The following is an 18,410-nucleotide window of genomic DNA, read 5'->3' as shown; positions in this document are numbered from 1 at the left end:
CGGGGTCAGTCCCAGTGCGGGGGGCGTTCGGCGAGCAGCCAGTCGTCGTTGCCGGACGAGCGCTCGCCCCAGCCACGGTCGGTGTCGTCGGTGGTCTGCTCGGGCAGCACCACGAAGTCTTCGCTGAGGTCGACCACGCGGTCGTCGTCGCCGCGCGGGACAAGGATGCCGGGATCGCTCACGAGCGGCAAGGATACCGCCCGAGGGGAGCCGGTTCGACCGGTCGGGCGTCGGAGGCCGGGTGCATGGCCCCGTCGCGTCGGGCGGCCGACCGGCCGCGGCGTTGGTAGCGTCGGTCGGCGTGACGACGCCGAGCGGTGGCAGCCCCGAGGACGAGACCTGGCGACGCCCCGACGAGCCGGCCGGCGCGATCCCGGCGCCCGGAGGCCGGTCCGGCACCGATCGGCCTGACACCGGCCGGCCGCCCCGCACCGATCGGTCCGGCACCGACCGGCCCGACGGCACGGATCAGCCCGGCGCCGACCGGGCGGTTGGCGCGGAAGCCGATGGGGATCTGCCGCGCGGCCTGGCCGCCGAAAGCGACCAGCCCGAGAGCCCGACCGCCGACGCATCACCCGCGAAGGCCAGCCCCTGGTCGCGCGCCGGCCACACCGACAGCCCGTGGGCGAGGCCCGGCCACGATCCGGCCCCGGCCGGCGGCTGGCCCGGGCAGGCCGAACCGACCGGCAGCTGGCCCGGGCAGGCCGGACCGACCGGCAGCTGGCCCGGGCAGGCCGGACCGACCGGCAGCTGGCCTGGACAGGCCGGGCCGATCGGTGGCTGGGCCGGGCACGCTCCGCCGAGCGGCGCTTGGCCCGGCCAGGCCACCGGCCCCGGTGGGTGGCCGCAGCAGCCCGCTCCGGCCGGCGGCTGGGGGCCGGGTGGCGCACCGGTCGGGTATGCCGGCCCGCCGCCGACCGTTCCGCCGCCGCCCGGCTGGCGGCCGCCGGTGCATGTGCAGCCGGCGCCGCCCCGCCGGCTCCCGCCGCAGGACATGGCCGCCATGGATCAGGCCGAGGGGCAGGCCCAGCGGCTCACCTACGGCATCGGCGCCGTGGTCGGCGTCGTGCTGGTGCTGCTCACCTGCCTGCTCTGCTCGCGCCTGCTCTTCTGAGCCGGCCGGGCCGCCTCCGGTGAGTCGGCCGGGCCGCCCCCGGGGAGCCAGCCGGGCCGCCTCCGGTGAGTCGACCCAGGCCCGGCTGCCGATCCGGGTCAGACGATGCCGCTCCACACCATCTTGGCGCCGCTGTCGCCGGTCAGGTAGACGTAGACCAGCGCGAAGACGGCGAGCACGACCACCACCGCGGTGAGCACCAGGGGCAGCCAGCGGGGCAGGTTGCGGGTCCGGGCGAGGCCGCTGGTCACCAGCAGCAGCAGGAGCGCCGCCACGGCCAGCCCGACGGTGAACCAGAGCAGGTTCTCGCCGTACTCGGAGTGCTCGTGGATCTTCTGCAGGCCCTCGGGCGGGTAGCCCCGGCTGCGCAGCACCTCTTCCAGCTCCTCGCCGGACTCCGTCGCCACCCAGGTGACGATCGGGGTGAGCACGGCGAGGACCGCCACCGCCCAGCCCATCCGGGGCCGCCAGCGGGGCAGCACCCCGTACGCGACGGAGAGCAACGCCAGCAGCGGCACCAGCACCACCGCGGCGTGTACGACCAGGACGTGGCCCGGTAGGCCGTTGACTTCCCTGAACACCGACACCTCCGGCGAGTGGACGCGATCGCGCGGCCAGCGTACGACGCGATGATCCGCCGGCACGCTTCCGTACATCGACACACGCACGTGTCACCGGCACGGTTCACCTGTGGCCCGGGCCACCCGGGATCACGCTCGCTTGTCGGTCCGCACGCACCGTGCTGTCATGGGCGCATGTCAACTGGTGAGGAGCTGCTCCGGTCGAAGGGCCTGCGGGTCACCCGACCGCGCCTCGCCGTGCTGGACGTGCTCGCCGCCGGGGGGCACCTGGAGGTCGACGAGATCACCCGGCGGGTCCGCGAGCGTCTCGACTCGGTCTCCACCCAGGCCGTCTACGACGTGCTCGGCGCGCTCTCCCGGGCCGGGCTGTCCCGCCGGATCGAGCCGGCCGGCAGCCCCGCCCGCTACGAGGCCCGCGTCGGCGACAACCACCACCATGTGGTGTGCCGGGGCTGCGGCGAGATCGCCGACGTCGACTGCGCCACCGGCGACGCCCCCTGCCTCGACCCGAACGTCGCACACGGCTTCGAGGTCGACGAGGCGGAAGTGACCTTCTGGGGCCTCTGCCCGGCCTGCCAGGCCCGCCGCTCCGCCGACGACTGAGCGCCCCGGGCGGGGAGACGCCGGGCGCGTGGCACTCTTGGTCGGTGGACTCCGATGACCTCGGCCTGTTCGGTCCGGGATCGGTCACGTGGAAGGTGCACGAGGAGCCGATCCTGATCGTCGCGGGCCTGCGTTCGCTCTACCTCCAGGCGCTGCACCCGCGCGCCATGGCGGGCGTCGCCCAGAACAGCAACTACCGCAGGGACGCCTGGGGCCGGCTGGTCCGCACGGCCACCTACGTGGCCACGACGATCTACGGCACCACTGCCGAGGCGGAGGCGGCCGGCCGGCGGCTGCGTACGCTGCACGCCCGGATGCGGGCCACCGATCCGTTCACCGGCGAGCCGTTCCGCATCGACGACCCCGACCTGCTGCGCTGGGTGCACGTCACCGAGGTCGAGTCGTTCGTGAGCACCGCGCGGCGGGCCGGGCTCGCGCTGACCGACGACGAGGTGGACGGCTACTACACCGAGCAGCGCCGGGCGGCGGCCCTGGTCGGCTTGAACCCGGCCGACGTGCCGGGCACCGCCGCCGAGGTGGCCGACTACTACCGGGGGATCCGGCCCGAGCTGCGGATGACCAGGGAGGCGGCGGAGACCGCGCTGTTCCTGACCGCTCCGCCGATCCCGTGGAAGCTCAGCCTGCCGGTGCGGCTCGGCCTGCATCTCGGCCCGCCGCGCTGGGCGTACCTGGGGATCGCCGGCACCGCGCTGGCGCTGCTGCCGGCCTGGGCCCAGCGGCTGTACGGCGGCCTCGGCCTGCCCACCACCGCGCTCTCGGCCGACCTGAGCGTGCGCGCGCTGCGGCTCGCCCTGGCGGCGGTGCCGCGACGCTACCGGGAGGGCCCGTTGCTGCAGGCCGCCAAGGAGCGCGCCGCCCGCGTCGGGGCGGCCTGAGACCCGAGGCCGGTCAGTCCTGGCCGGCGGCCGGCTCGGCGGGGCGCTCCACGGCCGCCCACGGATCCTTGCCGGGTGACCGGGCGCCGGCCGGGCAGGTGCGCCGGTAGTCGCACCAGCCGCAGCGGGGCCCCGGGTCGGTGGGGAACGCCTCGTCGGGATCGGCGCCGTCGGCCACGGCCCGCTCGGCGGCCATGATGTCCCGCGCGGTGTCCTCGGCGCGGGTGAGCTGCCGCTGCAACGACTCCGGGGTGTGCTCGTGCGCGGCGACCGTGCCGGTGGGCAGGTGGTGCAGCTCGACCCGCCGGCACGGGCGGCGGAACACCCGCTCGGCCGCGTAGGCGTAGAGCGCGAGGGCCTGGGAGCCGCGCGCGTCGTCGCCGTCGAGCCCGGTGCGGCCGGTCTTGTAGTCGACGATCACCAGCTCGGGCCGGCCGTCGGGGCCGGGGCGGGAGTCGATCCGGTCGGTGCGGCCGTTGAAGGCGAGCACGGCCGTCTTCACCGCGACCACCCGCTCCACCCCGACCGGCTCGTCGGCCGGGTCGAGCCCCGCCACGTAGGACTCCAGCCAGGACAGCGCGCGCCGGAACGCGTCCCGCTCCTGCTCGTCGTCGCGGTAGCCCTCGCGGACCCAGGTGCCCTTGAGCAGGGTGCCCAGCACCTCGGTGCGGCGGCGGTCGGGGGCCAGCGCGTACCAGTTCTTCAGGGCCGTGTGGACGCTGGCGCCGAGCGAGTTGTGCGCCCACGGCGGGCCCTTGGGCGGCGCGGGGCGGTCCACGTACGAGTAGCGGTAGCGCCGGGGGCAGTCGGCGTAGGCGCCGAGCTTGCTGGGGGTGCAGACGAAGAGCCGTTCCGGCATGCCCTCGAAGCCGAGCTGCTCGGCCTGCTCGGCGCGGGGCCGGGGTGGGCGGCCGCCGGTGGGTCGCCCGGTCGGGGAGGGTCGTCGCACGCCTGAGATCCTGCCACCCCGGTACGACAGCGCCGAGACGGCTCAGCCCATGGTGAGGTACTGCGTGACGAACGCGGCGATCGCGTCGGCGATGAGCTGCACGGCGATGGCGGCCAGCAGCAGGCCGGCGATCCGGGTCAGCACCTCGATGCCGCCCGGCCGGAGGATCTTGACGATGCCGCCGGAGAAGCGCAGGACCACCCAGACGGCGACCATGACCGCGACGATCGCGGCGGCGATGGCCAGATAGTCGGTGAAGCCACCGGCCTGCTGCACGAAGAGCATGGTGGCGACGATGGCGCCCGGGCCGGCCAGCAGCGGGGTGCCGAGCGGCACCAGCGCGATGTTGGAGGTGGCCTGCTGGTTCGGGTCATCGGACTTGCCGGTCAGCAGCTCCAGCGCGACGAGGATCAGCAGCAGGCCGCCGGCGGCCTGCAACGCGGGCAGGTCGACGTGCAGATAGGCCAGGATCGTCTGACCGGCCACGGCGAACACCACGATCACCCCGAGCGCCAGCGCGACGGCCTGCCAGGCGGCCCGGTTCCGGTCGCGGGCGGCCAGCGGGCCGGTCAGCGCCAGGAAGATCGGCATCATGCCGGGCGGGTCGACGATCACCAGCAGGGTCACGAAGACCTCGCCGAAGAGCTTGAGATCCACTCGGACACGGTAGCCGCGTGGCCGGAACGCTTCAGCTCGAAGCGACCGGGGTCACCCCCCGGGCCAGCTCGATGATCCGCTCGTACGCCCGGATCCCGGTGGTGAACGCGCCGAGCCGGACGGTCTTGTGCGTGCCGTGGAAGTCCGACGACCCGGTGACCACCAGCCCCAGCTCGGCGGCGAGCGCGCGAACGTGCTCCCGCTCGGCCGGGCTGTGGTCCTCGTGGTCGGCCTCCAGGCCGGCCAGCCCGGCCGCCGCGAGCTCCACGATCAGCTCGTCGGGCACGATCCGGCCCCGCCGGCTGGCCCGGGGGTGGGCGAATACCGGCACCCCGCCGGCCGCCCGGACCAGCGCCACGGCCCGGAACACATCGATGTCCTCCTTGGGCAGCCGGTACCGCTCGCCCAGCCACCGCGGCCCGAACGCCTCGGTGGTGGTGGCGACCAGCCCGGCCCGGATCAGCGCCTGCGCGATATGCGGCCGGCCGACGGTCCCGCCGGCGGCGCCGGCCAGGATCTCCGACCAGCTCACCCGGATCCCGTCGGCCTGGAGCAGCCGCACGATCCGCTCACCGCGTTCCTCCCGGGCGCGCCGGACCCGGGCCAGCTCGGCGACCAGCTCCGGCTCGGCCGGGTCGAAGAGGTACGCGAGCAGGTGCAGTGGGATCGCCGGCTCGACGCCGAACCAGCGGCAGGACAGCTCGGCGCCCCGGATCAGCGTGAGCCCGGGTGGCAGGGCCGCAACGGCGGGCTCCCAGCCGGCCGTCGTGTCGTGGTCGGTGAGCGCCACGACGTCGAGACCGGCCGCGGCGGCGGCCCGGACCAGCTCGGCGGGGCTGAGGGTGCCGTCGCTGGCGGTGGAGTGGGTGTGCAGGTCGATCCGGGCGGCCGCGCTCACCCCGCCGACGCTACGCCCCGGTCAGGAGCGGGTGTCGGCCACCACCACGAGGCGCTCGTCCGGGGCCACCCCGTCGAGCGCGTAGGCGGTGGGACGCTCGCCGGCCAGCACCCGGTCGGGCCGGACCCGGACCAGGCCGCCGGTGGCGTCGACGTGCAGCGCCGCCCCACTGCGGGTCCAGGCCACCGAACCGGCGACCGCCGGGCCGGCCGGGTGGGTCGCGGCGGCACCGCCGAGGCCGGCCAGGTCGACCAGCAGGGCGTTCCTGCGCGCGGCGTTGAGCAGCAGCCACCGCCCGTCGGCGGAGATCCCGCCGAGGCCGTCGGTGGCCACCGCCGGGCCGCAACCAGTGCGGACCGGGGTGAGGTCGCGGGCCGGGTCGAGCAGGGCCACGCAGGGCTGCCGGGGCGACCCGGCGGAGACCAGGCCGACCACCCGGCCGTCGGGCAGCGTGCCGTAGACGGTGAGCACGTCCCGGTTGGCCCGGCCCGGCGTGCCACCCGCCGACCGCCGCCAGACGCTGACCCCGCCGTGGTCGGGCTGCCGGATCAGCACGGCGTCGCCGGCGAAGCCGATCGGGACCGCCCCCTCGGGCGCCGCCGTCCGGCTGCCGGCCACGAGCTGGCCCCCGACCACGCCGGCGGCGGCCAGTTCGGCGCCGTCACGCCAGGCGACCTGCCGCCCGTCGGCGGACACCACGACGGCGTCCGCCCCGGTGAGCATCACCTGCGGCTCGCTGCCGTTGGGTGGCACCCACCAGAGGGTACGGCCGGCCGGGGTGGCCGCCGAGGTGACGAGCCAGCCGCCGTAGTCGGGGACCCGCTGCGCCCGCTCGACGCCGCTCACCCCGGTCAGTTCCCGGCGCTCGCCCCCGCTGGTGTCCAGCGACGAACCGATGATCAGGTCCAGCTCGGCGCGGACCGGGCCCCTGCCGGGCGCCGGGCTGGTGGCGGTGGGCAGCGGCGAGGGCGAGAACCCGTCGGGGTCACCGAGCACCACGGTCGGCGTGCCGCCGTGCCCGGTCGGCCCGCCGAGCTGGGCCATGCCGGTGGTGACGAGCACGGTCGCCACGCCGGCCAGGGCGAGCCCGGTCAGCGTGCGGCGCCGCGCGGTGCGCCGGGCCCGGCGGAGTGCGGCACCGGCCGGGTCGGCGCTGAGCGGCCGGGACGTGGCGACGCGGCCTGCCAGCGTCTGCCGCAGCGCCCGTTCCAGCTCGTCCTCGGTCACGGGTAGTGGACGCTTCGGGCCGCCCGTCCGGTTGTCGCAGTCCTGCGGCGCGCGGCTCATCGGGACTGCACCGGGACGGACGCGGCGGGTCGTGCGGGAGCCGCGCCGGGGAGCGCGGCCGGGCGGGCCACCGGCGGGGCGGGGGCGGGCGGCGGTGCCGGGGCGGGCTGCCGGACCACCCGCGGCGGCGTACGCGGTGCGGGCGGCGCGGCCTGCTCCTCCGGCGCGTCCGGCAGGCCGAGGGCGGCCTCGGAACCGAGCCGGCGGCGCAGCGTGTTCAGCGCCCGGGAGGTCTGGCTCTTCACCGTGCCCGGGGAGATCTCCAGCAGGGCGGCGGTCTGCGCCTCGGACATGTCCTCGTAGAAGCGGAGCACGAGCACGGCCCGCTGCCGGGCCGGGAGCGCCTGGAGGTGCCGCCACAGCGCGTCCCGGTCGAGCTGTTGCTCGATCTCGTCGACCCCGGCCCGCTCGGGCAGCACCTCGGTCGGGCGTTCACCGTGCCAGCGCCGGCGCCACCAGCTGGTCGAGGTGTTGACCATGACCCGGCGGGCGTACGGCTCGATGGCATCGATCCCGCCGAGCCGCTTCCAGGCCAGGTAGGTCTTGGTCAGCGCGGTCTGGAGCAGGTCCTCGGCGGTGGCCCAGTCACCGGCCAGCAGGTAGGCGGTGCGCAGCAGGGCGCCGGAGCGGGCCGCGACGAATTCGCGGAACTCCTCCTCCAGCGGATCCCTGCTCGCCACGTCCACCTCCACGCCCCGTCCTGCCTGGCAGGCTCCCACGGTAGAGCGGGGTGGGTCGACGGCAAAAGGTGTGCACTTCCTCCGGATGTTCGGACAGAAAGCTTCAGGCGCCGTCGTCGGCCTTGGCCTCGTCCTGCTCCTTGCCGATCCGCGCCTCGACGGCCTGCGGCTCGTACATCTCTTCCACGACGCGCAGGTAGAGCTCGTTCGGGTTGGGCAGGTTCTTGATCTCGCGGAGCGCCTGCTCCTGGCCGGCCGACTCGAGCACGAAGGTGCCGTAGTTGAGGGCGCGACCGGTGGGGGTCTGCTCGTACTTCATGTCGGTGACCCGGACCAGCGGCATCATGGCCACCCGGCGGGTGATGATCCCGTTGACGACCATGACCCGCTTGTTGGTGAGGATGAAGCGGTCGTACCACCAGTCGGCGACCCGCCAGGCCACCCAGCCCATCACGGCGAACCAGAGCAGCACCGCGACGGTGGTCAGCGCCCCGACGTCGCGCCCGGCGAGGAAGCCGGAGAGGTAGCCGAGCACGAAGGTCGCCGCGATGCCGACGATGATCGGGGTGGAGAGGTGGACCCAGTGCCGCTTCCACTCACCCCGGAAGCGCTCGGTCGGGAAGAGGTAGCGGGCCGCCAGTGCGCTCGGCTCGTCCTCCATCGGCAGCACCCGGCGGGGGGCCATGCCGGAGGCGTCGGCACGCAGGCCGGCCAGCTCCTCCTCGGAGATCTGCGGGCTCTGGTAGCCGGCCTCCGGGTCGCGGATCCAGCCGCGGCCGGACCGCCCCTCCCCGGCGAACGCCGGGCCGTCTCCGAAGGCGGCGTCGTCCGAAAGGGAGGGACCGCCGCCGTAGCCGGAACCCGAGCCGAAGCCCGGGCCGTCGTCGGGGTCGATCCGCGGAATCGGCTCGGTGTCGCGCTCCCGGCGCTCCCGGTCGGGGTCGTCGGGGTCGAAGGGTGGACCGGAGGGGCTTCCCATGGGCGGCTAGGCGACCAGGTTGGTGAAGAAGTCGCCGAAGCCCTGCGCGATGTCCATGATGCCGCCGCCGAGGGACTTGAACACGTCGGCGGCGGAGTTCGGCCGGTAGGCGACAAAGAAGATCAAGAATGCGATGCCGGCCCAGGTGAGGACCTTCTTGACCATAGCGGGCCATCCTCTCGCGCGGAGCCGGGTCCGTTTACCGCAGCGGCACCCAGAGTATCAGTATGGTGTCGTAGAGTGAATATCTGCGTCTCTTGTCCGACCCGCCGGTGCCGGCCGTTCAGGCCCGCCCGTGCAGGTACGGAGATGGTGCGCCGTACACGAGTTCGGGCGGTGTCCACTCGGTGAGGTCGTGCAGCACGACTTCTTCCGCGAGGAGGTGACCCGCACTCGCCGGCCAGGCTATCGCATGGAGCCACATTCCCCGAGCCTCGCCGGCGTACGCGCTTCGATCGGTCGGGGAATTCACGAGCCACAGTGGAGTGGGATGGCCGCCCACCCGGATCTTGGCGTGCGGCACCCGCTCGGGGTGACCAGGGCCGGGATCGGCGAGCGCCTCCGCCACCTCGGGCCCCGGGTCGGGACCGGGCAGGCCGGCGAGGCGCGAGCCCAGCCCGACGCCCGGCTCCTCGGCGACGAAGAGCAGGTCGGCCGGTCCACCATCGAGCGGGGCCGGGCCGGCGCAGGCCACCGCCGTGGCGCGGACCCCGGAACGGTCGTCCCCCACCCAGGCCACCCCGGTCAGCGTCCACCCCGTGGGCAGCGGCCACGGGCACCAGAGCGGCATCCCGGGCCGCCCGGCCGGGTCGGCGTCGGCGGCCACCCGCTCCGCCACGCTCGCCATGATCTCGGCACCGATGTGCTCCGGCACGTGCAGCGGCGGCACCGGGCCGCAGCGCAGGCACCGGTATTCGCCGTGCATCAGGTCCGGCTCCCGGACCGGGCCCGCGCACCTGGGACAACTCACCGCGACACTCACGCCTTCACCGTCACCCCGGACCGGCGGGGCGTCAAGCGGAGCGGCCGGATCGGTCACTCCGGTGGCGGCCCGGCGTACGTCCGGATCCAGGCGTGCATGGCGATCCCGCTGGCCACGCCGGCGTTGATCGAGCGCGTGGAGCCGTACTGGGCGATCGAGAAGAGCTGGTCGCAGGCGGCCCGGGCGACCTCGGAGAGCCCCGGTCCCTCCTGGCCGAAGAGCAGCACGCAGCGCCGCGGCAGGGTGGCGGCCTCCAGCGGCTTCGAGCCGGGCAGGTTGTCGATGCCGACGACCGCCAGCCGCTCCCCCGCCGCCCAGGCCACGAACTCCTCGATCGTCGGATGGTGCCGGACGTGCTGGTAGCGGTCGGTCACCATGGCGCCCCGCCGGTTCCACCGCCGCCGCCCGACGATGTGCACCTCGGCGGCGAGGAAGGCGTTGGCGTTGCGGACCACCGTGCCGATGTTGAAGTCGTGCTGCCAGTTCTCGACGGCCACGTGGAAGTCGTGCCGACGGCGGTCCAGGTCGGCCACCACGGCCTCCCGCCGCCAGTAGCGGTAGCGGTCCACGACGTTGCGCCGGTCGCCCTCGACGAGCAGCTCCGGGTCGTAGCGCGGGTCGTCCGGCGGGTCGCCGGGCCAGGGCCCCACACCCACGTCGAGCTGGTCGTCGGTCACGGTCTGCAGAGGGTACGGCCCGGAGCGCCGCCCCCACGGGAGCGGGTGTCGGCTGTCCGGCAGCGCGCCGTCAGCGGAGGTCCAGCGCGCCGGCGAGCCGGTCGAGGAAGCGCCGGTCGGCGGGGCTCAGGGCGGCCTCGCCGGCCCGGCACACCCGGGCCGCCACCGACTCGACCCACTGCCGGTACGCCGCCGAGTCGGCGGGGTCGGCGCGCCGCCGCAGCACCCGCACCGCCGCGCGGGCGGCGGCGAGCAGGTCGACCAGGTCGGTGAGGCGCTCGTCCGGCTCGGCGGCGCCGTCGTGGCGGGCGTAGATGGCGGCGACGACGGCGCGGATCAGGTCACTGTCGAAGGCCCGGCCGGCGGCCACCGCGTCCAGCCCGGCGAGCCCGGCGGCGACGCCGCGTGGCGGGCGGCCCGGACCGGGGGTGGCGGCGGCGACGAGGACGCGGCCCGGCAGGCCGGTCAGCAGGTCCCACTCCGCCGCGGAGTAGACGGCGGTGGTCAGCGGTGCGGCACGGCGGCCGGCAGAGGGCGGCTCTCCGGCGACGGAGTGGCTCATGGTGACCTCCGGCGTCAGCATATGCCCCGGAACGGGAAAAGGGCCCCTTCCCCGCGGATCGGAAAAGGGGCCCTTCCGGGCGTACGGGAGGGGTCAGCGCGGCTCGGGGAAGCTGGGCCGCTCGGGGTCGACACCCTCGGGCAGGGCCGCGGCCGCGTACTCCTTCTTGGGGACCATGACCTTGCGGCGGAACACGCAGACCAGCGTGCCGTCCTGGTTGTAGCCGCGGGTCTCCACCGCCACCACGCCGCGGTCCGGCTTGGAGGAGGACTCCCGCTTGTCCAGCACCGTCGTCTCGCCGTAGATGGTGTCGCCGTGGAAGGTCGGCGCGACGTGCCGCAGCGACTCGATCTCCAGGTTGGCGATCGCCTTGCCGCTGACGTCCGGCACCGACATGCCGAGCAGCAGCGAGTAGATGTAGTTGCCGACCACCACGTTGCGCTTGAACTGGCTCGCCGACTCGGCGTAGTGGGCGTCCATGTGGAGCGGGTGGTGGTTCATGGTGAGCAGGCAGAAGAGGTGGTCGTCGTACTCGGTGACCGTCTTGCCGGGCCAGTGCCGGTAGACGGCGCCGACCTCGAACTCCTCGTAGTAGCGGCCGAACTGCATCCTTGTCCCCTTCGACGGGTGGCGATGGAGTTCGGCACAGCATGCCTTACCGCTTGTTAAGGCGAGGGGTGGGGCGCTGCCCGTGCGGAAAAGTCACACCCGGACCGACCCGGGTGGAGACGCAATGAGCGGCGGGGCCCTCCCCGGCACCCGCCGCCCACGCTCTGATGCGACAGATTCTGCCGTACGCCGGTACTGCAACGACAGAGACGGGCGTCACATTTACCTTTTCGTAACATTACTCGTAGTGACTCGTGATCACTCCACAAGCGATCTCTGCAGCTCGGATCCCCGCTTGTCAAGCGTCAAATTGCCGATTCGTAGCGCGCACGTGCCGTGAGCGGTTTGGAAGCGCTCCCATCACATCCCGTCACGCAAATGCGGCATGCACTTGCGCTCCGCAGGGCCCGGCGCACCGATTCCGCTCGATGCGTCCCAGGGTCACCGCCGCGTTGCGCAGTGTTTCGTCGCGCACGTCACGGGAATGCGGAGCCATCCACCCTGGTTTCACGGGACGTAGGAAATCCGCGCTGATCGGAGAGTGCAATGGCAACGGTTGAGCTGACCACGGCCAACTTCGACGAGGTGACCGAACGCGACGGCATCGTTCTGCTCGACTTCTGGGCGGACTGGTGCGGCCCGTGCAAGCGCTTCGCCCCCGTCTACGAGCGCTCGTCCGAGAAGCACCCGGACATCGTCTTCGGCAAGGTCGACACCGAGGCACAGCAGGAGCTGGGCGCCAAGTTCAACATCAGCTCCATCCCGACGGTGATGGCGATCCGCGACGGCGTGATCGTCTACGCCCAGCCGGGCGCCCTGCCCGAGTCGGCGCTGGAGAACCTGATCGAGCAGGTCGAGCAGCTCGACATGGAGGACGTCCGCAAGAAGCTCGCCGAGCACGGCCACCAGCACTGAGCCCACCGGCTCCGCACCAGCGGCCGGGTCCCCGCGGGGGGCCCGGCCGCCGTCGTCCGGGCGGCCCGGAAAGGGCGACACGGGCAGCGAGGAATGGACGACGGACCGACGCCTTCCGGCCATGTTCATCCCGTATCGTCACGAGCCGATGGAGACCTTGACCACCCGCGGGCGCGCCGTCCGGCTGGGCGCAACGCTGCTCGGGCTGGCGCTGCTCCTCCTCGGCACGGTTCGCGGCGTCGATGACGACTTCCCGTTCGGCCCGTTCCGGATGTACTCCACCTCCGACCCGCCGGACGCGCCCGCGCCCGACACCCGCGTCGAGGGTGTGGACCGCACCGGGGCCGTGGTGCCGCTGGGCCAGGACGCCACCGGTATCCGCCGGGCCGAGATCGAGGGCCAGCAGGACCGGTACGCCGCCGACCCGAGCCTCCTGCGCCGGGTCGCCGAGGCGTACGCCGAGCGCCACCCGGCCGCCCCCGCGCTGGTCGAGGTCCGCATCGTGGTCCGCTGGTACGACATCCAGGGCGGCCGGCCCACCGGCCGCTGGACCGATCGCACCGCCGTGCGCTGGGAGACGGTCCCGTGACCGGCTGGCTGACCGAGGCGGTCCCGCGTGGCCGGGTGGCCGCCTTCCGCACCCTCGTCTACCTCTTCGTCGCCGCCGACCTGGTGGTCTTCACCCCCTGGGTACGCACCCGGGTCGACGTGCCCGGCGACCTCTACCAGCCGCTGCTGATCGGCCGGCTGCTCCCGCTGCCCACCCCCACCCCGGCCCTGGTCGGCGTGATCTTCTGGGTGCTGCTGGCGGTCTCCCTGCTCGCCGCGACCGGCCGGGCGCCCCGGCTGCTCGGCTGGACGGTCTTCGCCCTCTATTTCGAGTGGATGATCGTCGCGATGAGCTACGGCAAGGTCGACCACGACCGGTTCGGGCTGCTCGTCGCGCTGGCCGCGCTGCCCACCGCCGGGCGGGCCCGGCACGGCGACCCGACCCGCACCGAGGCGGGCGGCTGGGCGCTGCGGGTCACCCAGATCGGGGTCATCTGCACCTACTTCCTGGCGGCCTGGGCCAAGTTCCGCTTCGGCGGCCCGGACTGGGCCACCGGCTCGGTGCTGGCCCGGGCGATCATCCGGCGCGGCACCGACCTGGCCGACGTGATCGCCCAGGTGCCGCACCTGCTGATCGTCGCCCAGTTCGGCATCCTGGCCTTCGAACTGCTCAGCCCGCTCGTCTTCCTGCTGCCGGAGCGGTGGCGGCTGGCCGCCGTCGGCTTCTTCTACTCGTTCCACGCGGTGACCATCGCGACGATCACCATCTCGTTCGCGCCGCACCTGGCGGCGATGACCAGCTTCCTGCCCCTGGAGAAGGTCCGCCCGATCGCCTGGCTCCGCCGGCGCCGGTCACCGGCCCCCCTCGGCCAGCTCGGCGAGCATCCCCTCGCAGCTGCGGACGACGACCTGGGCGCCGCGCCGCTGGGCCAGGCGTAACAGCGGATCCTCCGCGCGGTTCCGCCACCGCCACTGGGCCTCCGCGGCGACGTCCCAGAGCCGGTGCACCGTCGCGTCGTGCTCGACGCCCAGCCGGGCCGCCAGGCCGACCCCGTCACCGCCGACCAGCCGCGCTGCCTCCGCCGCCAGCTCGGCGTCGAACCCGAGCCGGCTGGCTCGCAGCGCGGCGAGCAGGCGCAGCTCGCGGAACTCGTGCGCCCCGACGAGGATCTGCTCGACCCGGCCCAGCAGGTCGTCCGCGCCCCGGCCCGGCTCGGCCCGCAGCAGCGCCTCGACGGCCGCCAGCGCCGAGCGCGCCTTCAGCGTGTCCCGCCGGTCGACGAGGAGGCGGGCCATCGACTCGCGCAGCTCGGTCAGGCCGCTGCGCCGGATCAGCTCGGCGGAGAGCTTCGCCCGGCTGTCGCAGCCGGTGCGGATCAGCGTGGTCGCCAGCCGGATCCCGAAGAGCCCGAGCCGGTCCAGCAGCGCGGCACGTACGCCGGTGTCGAGCCGGACGGGCAGGTCGCCGCGGAGGAACCGGTCGGCCGAGAGCAGGTGCGTCTCCAGCTCCGGACGGGGCACCCGCGCCAGCGCCGCGAGCACGGCGTGATCCGACTCGCTGAGGATCCGGCCGGCCAGGCCGAGCAGGCCGCTGCACGGGACGACGTGCACGCTGAGCTCGTTCACCCGGGGGTCCCGGTGCTGTCGCCGGGCGAGCCGGCGAGCGGTGAGCAGGCCGTCGATCCGTCCGCCACCGGTCTCGTCGACCCGGGACAGCACCATGATGACGTGCACGGCCGCGGCCTGCCCGACCGCGCTCTCGCGGCTGGTCTCCAGCACCCGCAGGTCGCTGTCGCGGCCGTCCCGGGTCAGGTACAGCACCGCGTCGGCGTCCCGCAGCACCCGCTCCATCACCGGCGCACGGCCCTGATCGTCGCGGCCGGTGGCCGGGGTGTCGATGAACGTCACCTGGCGCAGCGTGCGGGTCGGCCACTGCACCACGATGTCGCGCAGCTCGCCCGCCCGCCAGCCGACCAGGTCCACCCGCATCCCGGTCGCCGACTTGGCGATCGCCAGCTCCTGCGGCGGGTGCCCGCTCGCGTACGCGGTGGCGCTCGGCTGCGGCCCGTCCTCGTACCAGGTGAAGACGGCGCTGCCGTCCACCCCGTCGACCGGCGCGACCTCCTCACCCATGATCGCGTTCAGCAGGGTCGACTTGCCGGACCGCCACGGGCCGGCGATGGCCACCCGCAGCGGTTGCTCCAGCCGGGCCAGCTGGTGCCGCAGGTGGTCCGTGGCCCGGGGGTTGTCCCGGTAGTGCTGGAGCGCCTGGTGCAGGAGCCCCCAGACCGCCTCGTCCAGCCGCAGCCCGACCGTCACGGCCGGGGCTCCAGCGGTGCGGGAGCGGGCCGGGCGCCGGTGAGCTGCTGGGCCTGCTCGAAGAGGCCGGCCAGCCGGGTCATCTTCAGCCGGATCTCGCGCTGCCGCTGGTCGCGGACGGCCGCGTCGGTGTCGGCGGCCTGCTTCGCGCTGCGGAACGACCGGATGATGGCCTCCTGGAGTTCCTCGGTCAGCGCCGTGAAGTGGTCCCGCAGCATCCGCTGCACCTGCCGGACGGCGTCCCGGCGGTCCTTGGTGACCCGGACGAAGAAGTCGTCGACGTGCCGCTGGATCGCCGTCTTGACCACCGCCTGGCGGCGGCGGAGCAGTTGCCTGCTCTCGTCGCGGATGCTCTTCCCGCCGAACAGCGCGCCGACGCCCACCGACAGCGGGTTGATCATCGGCATGCCGGCCAGCGTCGTCGCCAGCCCGACCATCAGCAGGCCACCGTACGAACCGCGCATGCCGCTGATCAGCTTCTGGCTCGTGGTGAACCGGTCGACGGTGGGCCGTTCCAGCTCCGGGAGGTCGTCGCCGGGGTCCGCGGGCGCCGTCACCGACCAGGGCGGCAGCACGTCGCCGCCGTAGCGGGCGAAGGTGTCGGCCACCCGGCGGGCGGCCCAGTCGCAGCGCCGGACCAGCCACTCGTGGTTGGCCTCCGCCGCCTCCGTCAGGCTGTGCTCCAGCCACTCCTGGAAGGAGTCCCAGCTGACCAGCGGATCGGCGCTGTCGAACGCGTCGTCGACCTCCCGCAGGATCTGCCGGGTCCGGTCACGCAGGTCGTACTCGATGTCGGAGAGCAGGTCGGCCATCTCGTCGGCGAGCGTGTTCTGCCACCTCGTGGAGCAGCGACGCAGCTCGTCGACCTCGCGCTGCGCCGCGTGCAGCCGGGAGATGGGGCCGGACTGCCCCTCGGCCTCCTGGCTCTCCAGCTCGGCCCGCAGCGGCGCGGCCAGCTGCTCCACCACGGTGCGGGCGATCACGCCCACCGCCGCCCGGGCCAGGCGGTCGGACTTCCCCGCGAGGTCCCGCTGCAACCGGCCGATCAGCACGGGAAAGCCCGACTCGGCGTTCAACTCCCGGTCGTCAGCGACGGCCGCGCGCAGCCGCAGGGCCGCCGAGACCGGGATGACCGGCGCCGGCACGCCGGCCCCGGCGAGGTGCTGCCGGTTGCGCTCGGCGACCGCGCGCCAGTCCGGCACGAGATCCGTCTTGGTCTGCACCAGCACCACGTTCGGGTGCGACCGTGCGACGTGCAGCAGCATGGTCAGCTCACCGGCCGAGAGTTCCCGCGTGGAGTCGGAGACCAGCAGCACGGTGTCCGCCCAGGCCGGCGCGGCGGTCGGGCCGGCGGCCCCCAGCGCGGTCGCCTCCTCGGTGCCGGGAGTGTCCACCAGCACCAGGCCGGCGCCGAGCAGCGCGCGCGGCAGTCCGATCTCGACGTACGCGGGACCGCCGCCCGGCCGGCGACCGAACGTGCCGGCCACCCCGGCGGCGACCTGGTCCAGCGGCACCGCGGTCCGCTCGCCGGTCACCGGGAGCGCCGCGGCGGGCCGACCGGGGGCGGGGGGCGGCGCCTGGACCAGGGCCGCCGACGGGGCCTCCGCGTGCTGCACCACGGTGGGCAGCACGGTGGTGCGGCCGTCGCCGACCGGGCAGGCCGGCGCGTTGACGATGGCATTGATCAGCTGGCTCTTGCCCTGCTGCGACTCGCCGATGACCAGGACGCGCAGCCTGGGGTCCAGCAGTTGCACCCGCTTCTGCCGCACCGTCTGGAGCAGGTCGCCTCGCCCGTGTGCGCCGCACGTACGGGCGATCTCGTCGAGCACGTCCAGCCAGATCCCCGCGATCACGCACCAAGTGTGCGCATTTCAGCGCAATTATCAAGAGGGTCGCGAACGGAAGCGGGACGGAAGGCCGGATCGCGCCTCCCGTCCCCGACCGAGCCCTCCGTCAGAGCAGCCCGCCCAGCAGGCCGCCGTCGGTCGCACCGTGCACGTCGCCGTGGACCCCGGCGCCGTGCACCCCGGCGTCGCCGCTCACCCCGTCGGTGATCCCGCCGGTCAGGCCGCCGACCGTGCCCGTCACGCCGCTGACCGTGCCGGTGACGCCGGTGAGAGTGCTGTCCACCTGGTGCGTCACACCGTCCACGGTGGTCGGCACGTGCACCGGCGGGACCACGCCGGAGCCGTCGCCCAGGCCGAGACCGCCCAGGGTCTGGTCGACGCCGAGCGAGCCGACGACGCCGTGGACCTGGCCCTGCGTGCCGCCCAGGACGCCCAGGTCGCCGCCGAGCACGCCGCCGTCGTGCAGCGGGTCGACACCGGCCGTGGCGCCGAACGGGTCACCGGCCGTCCCGGCCACGTCCCCGACGACCGGGTCGACGGCGGTGTTCACCGCGCCCACCACGTCCGAGTCGAGGGTGTCCGCCACATCGTGCACCGCGGTCAGGTCGGTGCCGAGCCCGCCCGGCCCGACGCCCAGGCCGACGCCCGGCACCAGGGACGCCCCGGCGTACAGGCCGGCCGGGTCGATCGCGATGGCGCCCAGGGCGCCGGCCGACACGTCCACACCGCTGTGGGAGCTGCTGACGCCGACCTGGTGCGGCAGCGCCTGGACCTGGCCGACCACGTCGGTGGCGTCGCCCGTGAGCGGGTCGAGCCCGAGCTGCCCGGCCACCGGGGCCACCGGCGCGAGCCCCGCCGCGCCGGGGGCGTAGTCGACCACCAGCGGGACGACGTCCTGCACGTCGGCGGCGGTGACGTCGGTGAGCCCCGCGGCCTGCAGCGCGCCCTCCGGGTCGAGGTCGAAGGCCGACCGCGCATCGGGGTCGGTGAGCAGGTTGAGCACGAAGTCGTGCAGGGTCTGGTGCGAATCCATGGGGGCTTCTCCTCGAACGTAGCGTCAGCACCGTCGTGCCGCGAGAGTGACGCTATGGCCGGGGGTCCGTGGTCGTCATCGGGGCGCTTCCCGCAACCGGCCCCCGCCGATTAGGGTCCTCGCCCCCTCGTTCGTTAGGGGGACAGGGGGAGCCGGGCCGGCCGGAGTTAGGGTACCGGGTCGGTGGCGATCTCTGGTACGAACGTAGGAGCCCACGGGGTTTCGCCGGGGGTGGGTCCACACGGTGCCGACACCGTCCCCAGGCCACTCGCG

At 74.4% G+C, this 18,410-nt stretch carries 22 protein-coding genes; 6 read left to right on the top strand and 16 right to left on the bottom strand.

Features of this window, described 5'->3' with window-relative positions:
* Window positions 1–5: 5 nt before the first annotated feature.
* Entirely contained in the window at window positions 6–182 is a 177-nt protein-coding gene (locus ABZW14_RS02840; RefSeq protein WP_355338687.1) for a hypothetical protein, read from the bottom strand.
* 119 nt (window positions 183–301) lie between these two features.
* Here ABZW14_RS02840 and ABZW14_RS02835 point away from each other — a divergent pair, with 119 nt between their 5' ends.
* Window positions 302–1,114, top strand: coding sequence for a hypothetical protein (locus tag ABZW14_RS02835; protein ID WP_355338684.1), 813 nt, complete (start codon window positions 302–304; stop codon window positions 1,112–1,114).
* Between the two features lie 98 nt (window positions 1,115–1,212).
* On the opposite strand, the gene ABZW14_RS02830 is transcribed toward ABZW14_RS02835, so the two are convergent.
* Window positions 1,213–1,695, bottom strand: a complete 483-nt coding sequence (locus ABZW14_RS02830) for a DUF2231 domain-containing protein (protein WP_355338681.1) — start codon at window positions 1,693–1,695, stop codon at window positions 1,213–1,215.
* Between the two features lie 174 nt (window positions 1,696–1,869).
* Between ABZW14_RS02830 and ABZW14_RS02825 the strand changes: the two genes are divergently transcribed.
* Window positions 1,870–2,298 (top strand): Fur family transcriptional regulator, encoded by a 429-nt coding sequence (locus ABZW14_RS02825; RefSeq protein ID WP_091260714.1) that lies wholly within the window; start codon window positions 1,870–1,872, stop codon window positions 2,296–2,298.
* Between the two features lie 44 nt (window positions 2,299–2,342).
* On the top strand, window positions 2,343–3,194 hold the full coding sequence (locus ABZW14_RS02820; protein ID WP_355338677.1) for an oxygenase MpaB family protein: 852 nt from the start codon (window positions 2,343–2,345) through the stop codon (window positions 3,192–3,194).
* A gap of 13 nt (window positions 3,195–3,207) precedes the next feature.
* Here ABZW14_RS02820 and ABZW14_RS02815 read toward each other — a convergent pair whose 3' ends face one another.
* The 11 genes from ABZW14_RS02815 to ABZW14_RS02765 form a co-directional block, all read right to left on the bottom strand.
* Complete coding sequence (locus ABZW14_RS02815; protein ID WP_355339393.1) at window positions 3,208–4,053, bottom strand: PD-(D/E)XK nuclease family protein; 846 nt, start codon at window positions 4,051–4,053, stop codon at window positions 3,208–3,210.
* Between the two features lie 132 nt (window positions 4,054–4,185).
* A complete protein-coding gene (locus ABZW14_RS02810; protein ID WP_212838156.1) occupies window positions 4,186–4,800 on the bottom strand; it encodes a MarC family protein in 615 nt (204 codons plus the stop codon).
* A 31-nt stretch (window positions 4,801–4,831) separates the two neighbouring features.
* The gene (locus tag ABZW14_RS02805; protein WP_355338674.1) at window positions 4,832–5,698 is read right to left on the bottom strand and encodes a PHP domain-containing protein; all 867 of its coding nucleotides are present in this window, start codon (window positions 5,696–5,698) and stop codon (window positions 4,832–4,834) included.
* A 21-nt stretch (window positions 5,699–5,719) separates the two neighbouring features.
* A complete protein-coding gene (locus ABZW14_RS02800; protein ID WP_355338671.1) occupies window positions 5,720–6,925 on the bottom strand; it encodes a hypothetical protein in 1,206 nt (401 codons plus the stop codon).
* Between the two features lie 56 nt (window positions 6,926–6,981).
* Window positions 6,982–7,677: a SigE family RNA polymerase sigma factor gene (locus tag ABZW14_RS02795; protein ID WP_355338668.1), complete on the bottom strand. Its 696-nt coding sequence runs from the start codon at window positions 7,675–7,677 to the stop codon at window positions 6,982–6,984.
* A 91-nt stretch (window positions 7,678–7,768) separates the two neighbouring features.
* Entirely contained in the window at window positions 7,769–8,644 is an 876-nt protein-coding gene (locus ABZW14_RS02790) for a PH domain-containing protein (RefSeq protein WP_355338665.1), read from the bottom strand.
* 6 nt (window positions 8,645–8,650) lie between these two features.
* The gene (locus tag ABZW14_RS02785) at window positions 8,651–8,809 is read right to left on the bottom strand and encodes a hypothetical protein (RefSeq protein WP_013283898.1); all 159 of its coding nucleotides are present in this window, start codon (window positions 8,807–8,809) and stop codon (window positions 8,651–8,653) included.
* 118 nt (window positions 8,810–8,927) lie between these two features.
* Complete coding sequence (locus tag ABZW14_RS02780) at window positions 8,928–9,614, bottom strand: DUF6758 family protein (RefSeq protein WP_355338662.1); 687 nt, start codon at window positions 9,612–9,614, stop codon at window positions 8,928–8,930.
* A 65-nt stretch (window positions 9,615–9,679) separates the two neighbouring features.
* Window positions 9,680–10,303 carry an RNA methyltransferase gene (locus ABZW14_RS02775; RefSeq protein WP_355338659.1) on the bottom strand — a complete coding sequence of 208 codons (624 nt, stop codon included), beginning with the start codon at window positions 10,301–10,303 and terminating at the stop codon, window positions 9,680–9,682.
* A gap of 70 nt (window positions 10,304–10,373) precedes the next feature.
* The gene (locus tag ABZW14_RS02770; RefSeq protein WP_355338656.1) at window positions 10,374–10,865 is read right to left on the bottom strand and encodes a hypothetical protein; all 492 of its coding nucleotides are present in this window, start codon (window positions 10,863–10,865) and stop codon (window positions 10,374–10,376) included.
* A gap of 93 nt (window positions 10,866–10,958) precedes the next feature.
* Window positions 10,959–11,474 (bottom strand): MaoC family dehydratase, encoded by a 516-nt coding sequence (locus ABZW14_RS02765; RefSeq protein ID WP_091314480.1) that lies wholly within the window; start codon window positions 11,472–11,474, stop codon window positions 10,959–10,961.
* A gap of 546 nt (window positions 11,475–12,020) precedes the next feature.
* Here ABZW14_RS02765 and trxA point away from each other — a divergent pair.
* From trxA to ABZW14_RS02750, 3 genes are all read left to right on the top strand, one after another.
* Window positions 12,021–12,389: a thioredoxin gene (trxA, locus tag ABZW14_RS02760; protein ID WP_355338653.1), complete on the top strand. Its 369-nt coding sequence runs from the start codon at window positions 12,021–12,023 to the stop codon at window positions 12,387–12,389.
* 148 nt (window positions 12,390–12,537) lie between these two features.
* Window positions 12,538–12,978, top strand: coding sequence for a hypothetical protein (locus ABZW14_RS02755; protein WP_355338650.1), 441 nt, complete (start codon window positions 12,538–12,540; stop codon window positions 12,976–12,978).
* Window positions 12,975–13,877, top strand: a complete 903-nt coding sequence (locus ABZW14_RS02750; protein WP_355338647.1) for an HTTM domain-containing protein — start codon at window positions 12,975–12,977, stop codon at window positions 13,875–13,877. Before ABZW14_RS02755 ends, ABZW14_RS02750 begins: the two co-directional genes overlap by 4 nt.
* Here the strand turns inward: ABZW14_RS02750 and ABZW14_RS02745 are convergent.
* The 3 genes from ABZW14_RS02745 to ABZW14_RS02735 form a co-directional block, all read right to left on the bottom strand.
* Window positions 13,791–15,257, bottom strand: coding sequence for a dynamin family protein (locus tag ABZW14_RS02745; protein WP_355338644.1), 1,467 nt, complete (start codon window positions 15,255–15,257; stop codon window positions 13,791–13,793). The two genes, ABZW14_RS02750 and ABZW14_RS02745, sit on opposite strands and share 87 nt — an antisense overlap.
* On the bottom strand, window positions 15,254–17,110 hold the full coding sequence (locus ABZW14_RS02740; RefSeq protein ID WP_355338641.1) for a dynamin family protein: 1,857 nt from the start codon (window positions 17,108–17,110) through the stop codon (window positions 15,254–15,256). Before ABZW14_RS02740 ends, ABZW14_RS02745 begins: the two co-directional genes overlap by 4 nt.
* Before the next feature lie 100 nt (window positions 17,111–17,210).
* Window positions 17,211–18,137, bottom strand: a complete 927-nt coding sequence (locus tag ABZW14_RS02735; RefSeq protein WP_355338638.1) for an IniB N-terminal domain-containing protein — start codon at window positions 18,135–18,137, stop codon at window positions 17,211–17,213.
* Window positions 18,138–18,410: the final 273 nt, after the last annotated feature.

This window comes from Micromonospora sp. NPDC004551, from assembly GCF_040609975.1.
Lineage (GTDB): Bacteria > Actinomycetota > Actinomycetes > Mycobacteriales > Micromonosporaceae > Micromonospora.
The sequence above is the reverse complement of the archived record's forward strand: the minus strand, read 5'-3'. Positions and strand labels throughout refer to the sequence as shown.

What these genes read in the sequence shown, in the direction of transcription:
- ABZW14_RS02735 (WP_355338638.1), bottom strand. Translation starts at nt 18,137, where the DNA reads ATGGATTCGCACCAGACCCTGCACGACTTCGTGCTCAACCTGCTCACC.
- ABZW14_RS02825 (WP_091260714.1), top strand. Translation starts at nt 1,870, where the DNA reads ATGTCAACTGGTGAGGAGCTGCTCCGGTCGAAGGGCCTGCGGGTCACC.
- trxA (WP_355338653.1), top strand. Translation starts at nt 12,021, where the DNA reads ATGGCAACGGTTGAGCTGACCACGGCCAACTTCGACGAGGTGACCGAA.
- ABZW14_RS02755 (WP_355338650.1), top strand. Translation starts at nt 12,538, where the DNA reads ATGGAGACCTTGACCACCCGCGGGCGCGCCGTCCGGCTGGGCGCAACG.
- ABZW14_RS02790 (WP_355338665.1), bottom strand. Translation starts at nt 8,644, where the DNA reads ATGGGAAGCCCCTCCGGTCCACCCTTCGACCCCGACGACCCCGACCGG.
- ABZW14_RS02785 (WP_013283898.1), bottom strand. Translation starts at nt 8,809, where the DNA reads ATGGTCAAGAAGGTCCTCACCTGGGCCGGCATCGCATTCTTGATCTTC.
- ABZW14_RS02765 (WP_091314480.1), bottom strand. Translation starts at nt 11,474, where the DNA reads ATGCAGTTCGGCCGCTACTACGAGGAGTTCGAGGTCGGCGCCGTCTAC.
- ABZW14_RS02770 (WP_355338656.1), bottom strand. Translation starts at nt 10,865, where the DNA reads ATGAGCCACTCCGTCGCCGGAGAGCCGCCCTCTGCCGGCCGCCGTGCC.
- ABZW14_RS02815 (WP_355339393.1), bottom strand. Translation starts at nt 4,053, where the DNA reads ATGCCGGAACGGCTCTTCGTCTGCACCCCCAGCAAGCTCGGCGCCTAC.